Origin of the sequence: Metasolibacillus meyeri, from assembly GCF_003049505.1 — a bacterium.
Lineage (GTDB): Bacteria > Bacillota > Bacilli > Bacillales_A > Planococcaceae > Metasolibacillus > Metasolibacillus meyeri.
The window spans coordinates 1-8986 of the sequence record NZ_PYWN01000140.1; the positions used below are offsets into that span (position 1 = coordinate 1).

The following is an 8986-nucleotide window of genomic DNA, read 5'->3' on the forward strand; positions in this document are numbered from 1 at the left end:
TCATCCCTTGATAAATCTATACTTTGTGCACCTATATGGAGACGGCGGGAGTCGAACCCGCGTCCAGAAGCTCCAATACGCCGGCTTCTACGCGTGTAGTTTGTCTATTTGCAGTTCGCGTGGCATTATGCCGACAGACAGGCGTCCTGCACGCTAGCTTGGAAATCTCTTGCCGGTGACTCAAGCGGCACCACCAGGCCGTATCCCACTTAAAGTTGAGCCCTACGTACTGCACATGGGTGATGCAGAGGCAGAGCGCCTACGAGCTTACGCTGCGAAAGCTAAGTTTTGTTGTTTGCCAGTTATTATATAACTTCCGTTGATGACGGAGCCGAGACCTCCGACGCGCGACCAGAGCTTGAACCACCCCTGTCGAATCCGTAACGTCCCCGGATAATAATCCGGTTTGTAAACCGTATACGGTCAGCTCTGCTTGATGCAGGCTGTAAAATGAGCAACGTATGAGTAGATGCTCACTGGCATTGTAGTCACTATTATAAGACAAAGATAGTCAAACATCAAGTGATTACGCTGATTTTTTGCTGTTAACTTTTACATCACATTGTAATTTTTACTTAGCCTATAGTAAAACAGCACGCTCCTATCGGCGTGCTGTTTTAGCTTAGCGTTGGCGATCCTTGAAAACACGTTCCATTTCACGCTTTGCTTCTTTTTTACGTAAATCATCACGTTTATCGTGGTCCTTCTTCCCTTTACCTAGACCGATTAATAGCTTGGCATAGCCATCTTTAATATACATCTTTAGTGGCACGATTGTGTAGCCATCGCGTTTTACTGCGCCAACTAGCTGACCAATTTGTTTTTTGTGCAGCAAGAGCTTGCGGTTGCGTAACGGGTCGTGGTTGAAGCGGTTGCCTTGGTCAAATGGGCTGACATGCATGTTGTAGACCCATGCTTCGCCATTACGTATGCGAATATGCGAGTCCTTTAGCTGGACTTTGCCTGAACGAATTGATTTGATTTCTGTGCCTGTTAGGACGAGACCTGCTTCGTATGTTTCTTCAATAAAATAATCGTGTCCTGCTTTTTTGTTTTGGGCTAGTACTTTGCCCGTTCCTTTTGCCATTTGTTACACCTCACAGCTGGCTGCTCAGATGCTGTGTGAGCAGCCCATTCTCATATAAGGTCACACTAGCGTGAGGCTAGTGTGAGCGTTTTTATCTTTTCTTTTTCTTTTTGCCTTTTTTGGCGACGCCTTCGTAGAACTTTGGTTTGTCCTTTGTTTTGCCGTCTTTGCGGCGGCCGCGCGGGTCACGTTCGTCTGCCTTGCCTTTTTTACTGCTCGGGCGTTCGTCGCTACGCTTTCTCTTGTCGCGTCGCTCTGAGCGTTCGCCACTTTTCTTTTCGCTGCGTCCTGCATGGATGACCTTTGGTACTGCTTTGCGTGGACGTCCACCGTGTGATGTAATCATACCGACTACTTCAAAGTCAATTGAGGATTCCTCGATGACTACGTTCGTTACACGCACTGTAATTTCATCACCAATATGGAATTGACGTCCTGTGCGTTCGCCGATTAATACCATATGGCGATCGTCGAAGCGATAGTAGTCGTCAGTCATATTGCTAATATGGACAAGGCCCTCTACCGTGTTTGGTAGCTCCACAAACATCCCGAAGTTTGTCACTGATGATACCATGCCGACAAATTCTTCACCGATTTTATCGGACATAAATTGTGCTTTTTTCAGCGAGTCTGTGTCGCGCTCTGCTTCTACAGCACGGCGTTCGCGGTCTGATGTGTGGTCAGCAATTTCGTCCATTGCTTGTTGCCATTTGAATACCGTTTCCTTCGATGTGTCACCGTTAATTAAGTATGTGCGAATTAAGCGGTGCACGATTAAGTCTGGGTAACGACGAATTGGCGATGTGAAATGCGTATAATAATCTGTCGATAAGCCGAAATGCCCTAGCGACTCTGGATAATATTTTGCTTGCTGTAAAGAGCGTAATAGCATTGTTGAAATAACCGGCTCCTCAGGCATCCCTTCAATCGAGCGGATAATTTCTTGTAATGCTTTCGGGTGTACCGAGTTACCTGTTCCTTTTATCACTAAGCCGAAATTCGTTACGAACTCAAAGAAGCGCTGTAGCTTTTCTGGTTTCGGATCTTCGTGTATACGATAAAGGAAAGGTAGCTCCATCCAGTGGAAATGCTCGGCAATTGTTTCGTTTGCAGCAAGCATAAATTCCTCAATTAAACGCTCCGCTACTGTACGTTCACGTAGCACGATGTCAGTTGGCCAGCCTTCTTCATTGACTAGCACCTTCGACTCCTTGAAATCAAAGTCAATCGCTCCGCGCCCCATACGCTTTTGACGTAAAATAGCGGCTAGCTCTGCCATTTGTCTAAACATCGGCACAAGCTGTTCATAGCGTTCCAGTAGCTCTGGGTGCTCGTCTGGTTGTTCTAAAATTTTATAAACATCTGTATAGGTCATGCGCTCCGTTGTGTTAATGACACTTTGGAAAATTTCATGCTGCACCACTTGCCCGTTGCCATCGATGACCATTTCACAAGATAGCGTTAAACGGTCTACTTGTGGATTTAATGAACAAATACCGTTTGATAAACGATGTGGAATCATTGGGATTACGCGGTCTGTTAAATAAACAGATGTTGCTCGCTCATATGCCTCTTGGTCTAATAATGAGCCTTCTGCGACATAATGGCTCACATCGGCAATATGCACACCTAGCCTGTATGTGCCGTCCACATTTTTCGTTACTGTTACGGCATCATCTAAATCCTTCGCGTCTGCGCCATCAATCGTCACAATCACTTCATTGCGCAGGTCACGACGTCCGATTAAATCCTGCTCTGACACCTCATCAGATACTTGCCCTGCTGCATCGACTACCTCACGCGGAAATTCAGGTGGAATAGCATATTTATAAAGAATCGATAAAATATCGACACCCGGGTCATTTTTATGCCCTAATATTTTTGTGACCATACCTGATGCTGATTTAATTTCATCTGGCCATGCTGTCACTTCCACGACAACTTTATGTCCATCCACTGCACCAAGCGTATCCTCTTTCGCGACATAGATGTCCATGTTTAATTTTTTATCGTCAGGTATTACGAAGCCAAAACCGCGATTTGCTTGGTATGTACCAACAAAAGTCGTTTTGCTGCGCTCTACAATTTTTGTGACCGTTCCTTCACGGCGGTCACCTGATGATTCATTTAGTACACGGATTAATACGGTATCCCCATTTAATGCACCATTGATTTCATATGGCGGGATAAAAATATCATCCATCCCATCTTCCTCTGGTGTTACGAAGCCGAAGCCCTTAGCGTGACCGATAAAGCGTCCACGCAGTAAGTTCATGCGCTCTGGTAAACCATAGCGATTGGAGCGTGAGCGTACGACATAGCCCTGTGCCTCCATTTTTACTAATGTTTTGACAAGCTCTTTAAAGTCCTCTGCTTCAATCATTTCAAAGGCATCTTCAATTTCCGAAACGGTCATTGGCTTGTACTCTTGCTTTTTCATCAGCTCAAGCAAGCGCTGCTGTAAATCATTGTTTTGCGTCATCATTGTCCCTCCTCACTAACAAACATCTCTATTTCAATTAGTCGACATGCCAATCAAGTTCTTGTAAAAAGGCGTACACATCTTCATGTAGCTGTTCCTTTTCTTTGTCTAGCGTAATAACATGTCCTGAATTGTCATACCATTTAATCGATTTCTTTAAGGATTCCACACCTTCGTAAATCATATTCGCGGAATCTGGATTAATTACGTCATCTTTTGTTGCTTGCACGACGAAAATCGGTGCATAAATCATATCAATTTCGCGGTATACATCATCAACAAGCTTTTGCAAATCCTTTAAGGACGGCATGCCCTGTTGACGAATCGCCTGCAATTCTATTTCGATTTGCTCGTCAGTTTTTCCTTCATATTTTTTATATTGTTTTGCATAGTCTAGCACACCATCAAACATAATATCCAATGTGCGCATTGTCATCGGTGAACACATTGTCACGATGCCCTTCACTGGAAAATTCATTGCCAGCTTTAATGAAAAAACACCTCCAAGGGATAATCCCGCAACCGCAATTTCCTCATAGCCCTGTTCCTTTAAAAATTGGTAGCCGTCCTGCACATCCTGCCACCACTGGCTCGGATTCGTAACAAGTAGCTCCTCTGGTAGCACACCATGCCCTTTATAATGCGGCGCATGAGACGTGTAGCCTTTCTTCTCTAAAAAACGCCCAAGCATGCGCACATCAGAAGAAGTCCCTGTAAAGCCATGTAATAGCAATACGGCTCGCTTCCCTGCTTGAAAGAAAAATGGTTTTGGCTGTGTTAATTTCATTTGTTTGTCCTCCATACTTTTCAACAATTGCCCGTCTATCTACATTATAAGGTAAAACATCCAATGATGGCGAAAAATCGTACTTATCTTTATATCGTTTGCAGTTTTTTTCAATTTATTAGTGAATTTTTTTAATTCTATTGGCGTTTTTAATTTTCCTAAATAAAAAAACTGCCACATAAGCTTTCACTTACGGACAGTTGGTTTCACTAAATTAAATTTTCGTAATGGCAAGTGCTAAAATAAAGAAAATTACTGATAGTACAATTGTTGTACGGTGTAAAACTAAATCCATTCCACGCGCTTTTTGTTTACCAAATAGTTGCTCTGCTCCACCAGAGATGGCCCCTGATAAACCAGCACTTTTACCTGATTGTAATAATACAGAAACAATTAAAGCGATAGAAATGATAATAAGTAAAGTCATTAATAACGTATGCATACGTCCACCTCCTGCATTCCAAACATTGCAACAAGCTATATTATAACAAATGCCCTCTTATATGACAATGCGAAATATTTCAACTCACTTGCACATATTTCTCTCTTACACTAGGATAAATATAAGATTGGGGGCATAATCGTGCAAAAAATTTTAATTATAGAAGACGAGCCACAAATTGCGCGAGTTTTGCAATTGGAACTAGAATTTGAAGGCTATACAACAAAAGTTGCCCATACCGGAACAGATGGTTTAATTGCGTATCGCGAGGAGCAGTGGGATTTAGTGCTGCTTGATGTAATGCTACCTGAGATGAATGGCTTTGAAGTATTGCAGCGCATTCGTAAAAAAGATACAACACCTGTCATTTTGTTAACAGCAAAAGGACTTGTAGAGGATAAAGTGACTGGACTTGATCTAGGGGCGAATGATTATGTCACAAAGCCCTTTGATTTTGAGGAATTGCTTGCTCGTATTCGCGCTGCTTTAAGGGTAACATCTACAACACAAATACAACAGGATATACTGAGCTTTGCAGACCTATCGTTAAATAAGCAGACGCGTGAAGTAACACGTGCAGGGCATGCAATTCACCTCACACCGCGCGAATATGATTTATTAGTACATTTTTTAAAGCATCCACAGCATGTGCAAAGTCGAGAGCAAATTTTAAATGCGGTGTGGGGCTACGAATACTACGGCGATACAAATGTTGTCGATGTGTACGTCCGTTATTTGCGTCAAAAAATCGATGCAACTGGCACGCCACTTCTGCACACAGTTCGCGGTGTCGGCTATGTATTGAAGGTAGCAAGCGATGAAGCTTAAAACGAAAATTAATTTGTTTTCAACATTGCTAACACTCATCATTATGGCGACAAGCTTTACAGGTATTTTCCTTCTTTATAAACAGTTTGCCTTTCAAACTGAATATACACAGTTACAAAATCGAGCAAATGAGTTAATGAGTGGCATGAGTAAAATGGATACCAATATGAATATCAATTCGTTTCTACGTGCCTATATTCCTTCAAATGGTGCTTTACGCATTATTGATGAAGACGATGAGCAGTTGATTAATATGCAGGCGACAACCACAATTGAACGCATTCCTTTTATACTAGAGGAAAATGCAGATTATACGATTTCATATTGGAAGGATACGCCTGTCATCGCAACAAATTATCCCCTCATTTGGCCAACAGGTGAGGTTGTCACATTAGAGTTGATTGAGCCTTTGCCTAATATTGCACAAAATATTGCACTTTTAAAATGGATTTTGATTGCGATGGCATTAATCGCTATCATTCCGATTTATTTAGCAAGCTCACTTTTAGCTAGCATAATCGCCAAGCCTATTCAGCAGCTAACGATGACAATGCAGCAAAATATTACTACCAATCGCTATGAGCAACTACCATTAAAGGACAATAAAAAAGATGAAATTACCGAAATGACAACGACTTATAACGCTTTAATGCATCGCTTAGAGGATAATTATAGGAAACAGCAGCAATTTGTTGGCAATGCCTCACATGAACTGAAAACACCGCTCACTGTTATCGAAAGCTACGCTAAGCTTTTACAGCGCCGTGGTTTTCATAATGAAGAGGTTACTCATGAGGCTTTAGCTGCCATTACGAAGGAAACGGCCAATATGCAGGAGATGATCATGCAAATGCTACAACTTGCTTCTGCCAATGAAAATGTGGAAATGGATTTCGCTCTAACAAATATTGAGGTACTTCTACAGGAGATCGCCTTAATGATGCAACAGACTTATGCACGCGAGGTTCATATACAGGGACATGCTTTTACATTGCTGACAGACGCAGTGAAATTGAAGCAGCTACTCTTTATTTTTATCGATAATGCACGTAAATATAGCGAAAAGCCCATAGTGATTATGATGAATCCCGCAAAGCAAATTATTATCCAAGACTATGGCATTGGGATTCCAGAAAAAGATGTACCTCATTTATTCGAGCGTTTTTATCGTGTTGATAAGGCGCGCAGTCGGGCAACAGGTGGCACAGGCCTTGGCTTAGCTATTGCAAAGGAGTTAGCCGATTTACTGCATTTAACGATTCACATCAATAGTACGGTTGGCGTTGGTACGACTGTGACCATTTCGAGTAAGGATGTGGGCGCAAATGAATAAAAAAATAGTCGTGTTACTCATTGTGACATTTATCATAAGCTATTTTTTATTTTCTAAAGTGAGTGACATTTTGAAGCCGCAGCCATTAAGTAAAAGCGATGTACAAACATATATTGAGCAGCTTTATACAGGAGACATAAAGTCTATTGTTATGGATGATGAGGAAGCAATTGTATCATTCACAACTAAGGAAGGCTTTTATGAGGTGAATGTTCATTTAGAAAGTGGACGTCCTTCAAATTTAACACTTGTGCATCAATTTGTAGAGCAACCAGTTGGAGAACAGCCATCTATAGATGAACAAGTGACAGAGCCTACTAAGCAAACTCGAATCTCTGAACAACAGGCGATTCAAATTGCTTTAAAGGAGCAGCCCGGTATTGTGGATAATGTAAAATTTAAAAAGACGGACGATGGCGGGTTATATGAAATCGAAATTGAGCACGGTGATTATGAAACAACATTTATTATTCATGCTGTTACAGGGAAAATTCTCTCTGTCCAATTCGATGATTAAATTCTCATCAAATTCTAATATTTCTCTAACAATCATCTCATTTTCATTTTTTATAATGAATTTATGAAGGAGTGAATGAGATATGAAAAAATATTTAATTATTATTACCTTATTTATCGGCATGATTGGTGGCTACGTTTTTGCCCAAAAGGAGCCATCTGGTTCTGCAGAAAAGTCTGCTAACATTACTGCACAACAAGCAAAGGAAATTGCGCTAAAGCAATTTGAAGGACAAATACTTGATTTTGATTATGATGGGGATGACAAAATCCCACATTATGAAATTGATATAAAAACGGCAACAGAAAAGCTAGAGCTTGAAATAAACGCAAAAACAGGCACTGTAACGGTTGTTGAACGCGAAGTACTGGCTACAGCAAAATCAGCGACACAGCCTGCTAACAATGAAACTTTAATTACGAAGCAAGAGGCGATGGCTATTGCGTTAAAGCAAGCTTCTGGCAATGTAACAAAAGCAAAGCTCACTTACAAAAATGATAAAAATATTTATGAAATTATCGTGCGTGACCGTAGCATTGCCAATGAATTTGATATTGACGCAAAAACAGGTGAAATTTTAAAGCATAACAAATGGGATAATAAAAACAACAAACAAACTTCTCAAAATAATGTACCTAGCGACATCATTACATTGCAGCAAGCTATTGATATCGCACAAAAGCAAGCTTCAGGTCAATTGAAAAAGGCAGAGCTGGATTTCGATAACGGCAAGTATATTTATGAAGTTGATTTTGAGGATGGCAAGATCGACTATGAATTCGAAATCGATGCAAAAACAGGTGAGATTTTAGAGTTTAGTATTGATGATTAAAGAATTGTCTAGAAAGTAGCTAACATACTACTTTCTAGGCATTTTTTAGTTTAACTCTTCTGCTAAATCTCGAAGCACCTTTATTACAGCATTTCTATTCTTTTCATCATTCATATAATTTCTAGCATGCAATAAAACAGGTCTTACCGATTCTACTGATCGACCAAACTCATACATCCACTCATAGCGAGGCACCATCCAAGTATGAAAATGATGTGTCGTATCTTCATTAGTAGAAATAATAAACAGCCTCTACTCCTAAAATCTTTCTTTGTGCTGCTCTAATTTTTGATAAAGCTGTAATATAATCTAGTTTTTCTTCCTCCGTTAACTCATCAAAGCATTTGATATGACGTTTAGAAGCTAATATAATCAATCCTTTAATTGGGTATGCAACATCCTGATGTGCATGAAAATGCTCTGTTTCCATGACAGTACCTCCATCTGGCACAATTATTCCACTTGTTAATGCACAGCTCAAACATTCTACTTCGACTGTTTCACCATTTGATAATGCAATCCTTCGCATCAATACGCCCTCATTTCTATTGATATTCTCTAAATAGATGTGATGATTTGCAGAGTATTTAAGAGTTACTCCATTTATTTGTGATTTCTGAATTATATTTGCGACTTCTCGATTTTATTTGCGACTTCCCCAATTTATTTGCGACTTCT

General features: G+C 40.7%; 8 protein-coding genes, 1 other RNA gene and 1 pseudogene. 4 read left to right on the forward strand and 6 right to left on the reverse strand.

The window, feature by feature from the left end:
• Positions 1-33: 33 nt before the first annotated feature.
• The 5 genes from ssrA to secG form a co-directional block, all read right to left on the reverse strand.
• Positions 34-391: a transfer-messenger RNA gene (gene ssrA, locus C9J34_RS17420) on the reverse strand.
• Between the two features lie 231 nt (positions 392-622).
• Positions 623-1087 carry an SsrA-binding protein SmpB gene (gene smpB / locus C9J34_RS17425; RefSeq protein ID WP_107841454.1) on the reverse strand — a complete coding sequence of 155 codons (465 nt, stop codon included), beginning with the start codon at positions 1085-1087 and terminating at the stop codon, positions 623-625.
• 91 nt (positions 1088-1178) lie between these two features.
• Positions 1179-3569: a ribonuclease R gene (rnr, locus tag C9J34_RS17430; protein WP_107841455.1), complete on the reverse strand. Its 2391-nt coding sequence runs from the start codon at positions 3567-3569 to the stop codon at positions 1179-1181.
• A gap of 37 nt (positions 3570-3606) precedes the next feature.
• Complete coding sequence (locus tag C9J34_RS17435) at positions 3607-4356, reverse strand: alpha/beta hydrolase (RefSeq protein WP_107841456.1); 750 nt, start codon at positions 4354-4356, stop codon at positions 3607-3609.
• A gap of 214 nt (positions 4357-4570) precedes the next feature.
• Positions 4571-4798 (reverse strand): preprotein translocase subunit SecG, encoded by a 228-nt coding sequence (gene secG / locus C9J34_RS17440; RefSeq protein WP_107841457.1) that lies wholly within the window; start codon positions 4796-4798, stop codon positions 4571-4573.
• 138 nt (positions 4799-4936) lie between these two features.
• On the opposite strand from secG, the gene C9J34_RS17445 reads away from it, so the two are divergent.
• The 4 genes from C9J34_RS17445 (at position 4937) to C9J34_RS17460 (ending at position 8308) form a co-directional block, all read left to right on the forward strand.
• Complete coding sequence (locus tag C9J34_RS17445) at positions 4937-5626, forward strand: response regulator transcription factor (RefSeq protein ID WP_420799138.1); 690 nt, start codon at positions 4937-4939, stop codon at positions 5624-5626.
• Positions 5616-6959, forward strand: a complete 1344-nt coding sequence (locus C9J34_RS17450) for a sensor histidine kinase (protein WP_107841459.1) — start codon at positions 5616-5618, stop codon at positions 6957-6959. The genes C9J34_RS17445 and C9J34_RS17450 overlap by 11 nt, the downstream gene beginning before the upstream one ends.
• Positions 6952-7476, forward strand: a complete 525-nt coding sequence (locus C9J34_RS17455; protein ID WP_238600696.1) for a PepSY domain-containing protein — start codon at positions 6952-6954, stop codon at positions 7474-7476. Before C9J34_RS17450 ends, C9J34_RS17455 begins: the two co-directional genes overlap by 8 nt.
• Before the next feature lie 82 nt (positions 7477-7558).
• Positions 7559-8308, forward strand: a complete 750-nt coding sequence (locus C9J34_RS17460; protein ID WP_107841461.1) for a PepSY domain-containing protein — start codon at positions 7559-7561, stop codon at positions 8306-8308.
• 45 nt (positions 8309-8353) lie between these two features.
• On the opposite strand, the pseudogene C9J34_RS17465 reads toward C9J34_RS17460, so the two are convergent.
• Positions 8354-8837, reverse strand: a pseudogene (locus C9J34_RS17465) (HIT family protein).
• Between the last annotated feature and the right edge of the window lie 149 nt (positions 8838-8986).